Here is a 2,067-nt window from a genome sequence, read left to right as displayed (position 1 = left end):
GGGGAGGCCTCGCGGCCTCCCCCTTTTTTGCGTTTACGGGCAACATTCCTTATGCAATTAAATCAATTTAATCATCCACCGCTGAATATAGACGTTCACCGTTCTTTGGCCGGTTCTCTGTTCTCAATGGACTAATATTTGCTTTAGCGCACTGCTGCGCTTGTCCTGTTTTTACACGGGTCGTTTTATTGATTGTGACGGAAGGACTCACATGGCAGATGTTCATGAGCTGCTTGATACTTGGATTGCCAATGTCAAGGACGAGGAGCTCCTCGCTGAGCTCAACACGATGAAGGAGCAGGGTGATGAGGACGCCATCACCGACGCTTTCTTCCAGGATCTCGCCTTCGGTACTGCCGGTCTTCGCGGCACTATCGGTGCGGGCACTAACCGTATGAATATCTATACGGTCGGTCGTGCGACCCAGGGATTCGCTGACTACCTCAATGCGACCTTTGAGCATCCGACGGTCGCCATCGCTCGCGATAGCCGCAATAAAGGTGAGCTGTTCGTTAAGACTACGGCTGCCATTCTTGCAGCAAACGGCGTGACTGCCCTCGTGTATCCCAAGATTTCTCCTGTGCCGACGCTCTCCTGGGCCGTCCGTGATCTTAAGTGCTCCGGTGGCATTTGCATGACCGCTAGCCATAACCCAGCGCCGTATAACGGCTATAAGGCCTATGGCCCCGATGGCTGCCAGATCACCAGCGAGGCCGCCGATGCAATTTCTAAGGCTATCGCCGAGACCGATACATTCACCGGCGTGAAGTCCATGGACTTTGATGAGGCTCTTGAGCAGGGTCTGGTTAAATGGATCGACGACTCGTGCCTCGAGCGTTATTACGACGCCGTTCTCGCGCGCGGCGTGAATAACCTTTCTGCCGAGGAGATCGCTGGCGCTCCGCTTAAGCTCGTCTACACTCCGCTCAACGGCACCGGCCTCATTCCCGTTACTACGGTGCTCGAGCGCGCTGGCATCACCGATGTCACGGTTGTTCCCGAGCAGAAGGAGCCTAACGGCGATTTCCCGACCTGCCCGTATCCTAACCCCGAGATCCGTCAGGCCATGCAGAAGGGCATCGATCTCTGCGAGCAGGTTCACCCTGATTTGCTGCTTGCAACCGATCCCGACGCCGACCGTGTTGGCGTTGCCGTTAAAAATGGCGATGACTATCTGCTGCTGACCGGCAATGAGATGGGCGTTCTGCTGCTCGACTATATCTGCAAGACCCGTGCTGCCCGCGGTGAGGACCTCACTAAGAAGGTTGCCGTTACTACTATCGTTTCTTCCGCCATGGTTGACGCTCTGGCCGACGAGTACGGTTTTGAGCTTCGCCGCTGCCTGACGGGCTTCAAGTACATCGGCGACATCATTACTTCTCTTTCCGATGCTGGCGAGGTCGATCGCTTTATCTTCGGTTTCGAGGAGAGCTACGGCTATCTGGCCGGCGACCACGTGCGCGACAAGGACGCCGTGAGCACTTCGCTTCTGATTTGCCAGATGGCGCAGTATTACAAGCTCCAGGGTAAGAACCTTGCCGATGCGATGCACGAGCTGTACGAGAAGTATGGCTACTATCACAACAAGACGATTTCGCTAAGCTATCCGGGCGCTGAGGGTGCGGCAAAGATGGCCGGCATCATGGCTGGTTTGCGCGAGAACCCGCCCGCGGAGCTCGCCGGTTCCAAGATTGAGGCCGTCGTGGATTACAACACCTGCGTGAACGGCCTGCCGAAGGCTAATGTCATTGAGTTCGATCTCGAGGGTGGTAACAAGGGTATCGTCCGTCCTTCTGGCACCGAGCCCAAGATTAAGCTGTACATCTTCGCTAAGGGCGCGGATGCCGCCGAGGCTGATGCAGCACTTGACGCGATCGAGGAGTCCGGTCGCAAGCTCTTGGCCTAAGGCTTTGAAAGCCTATTTCTATAGATAGACGGAGGAGGGGATCTCGGAAACGAGGTCCCCTCTTTATTACTTTTAAATACAGCTGAGAATCCCAAACTGTGTAGGAAATGTGTACGCCCAGATTCCCGCCCCCGGCGCCCCTCCGGTCTGGCAATATATCT

General features: G+C 55.6%; 1 protein-coding gene. It reads left to right on the top strand.

Annotated features, from left to right (window positions below; genetic code table 11):
* Positions 1 to 211: 211 nt before the first annotated feature.
* The gene (locus DXD56_RS09910) at positions 212 to 1,906 is read left to right on the top strand and encodes a phospho-sugar mutase (protein ID WP_117641084.1); all 1,695 of its coding nucleotides are present in this window, start codon (positions 212 to 214) and stop codon (positions 1,904 to 1,906) included.
* The last annotated feature ends 161 nt before the right edge of the window (positions 1,907 to 2,067 follow it).

The sequence above is a fragment of the Collinsella sp. TM06-3 genome (assembly GCF_003436395.1).
In the GTDB taxonomy this organism is placed as follows: domain Bacteria; phylum Actinomycetota; class Coriobacteriia; order Coriobacteriales; family Coriobacteriaceae; genus Collinsella.
Note: the sequence above shows the minus strand (reverse complement) of the source record. Positions and strands in the feature narration are given on the sequence as shown.

Bases quoted from the DNA above. Each gene is read 5' to 3' on its own strand.
- DXD56_RS09910 (WP_117641084.1), top strand. From the start codon at position 212: ATGGCAGATGTTCATGAGCTGCTTGATACTTGGATTGCCAATGTCAAG.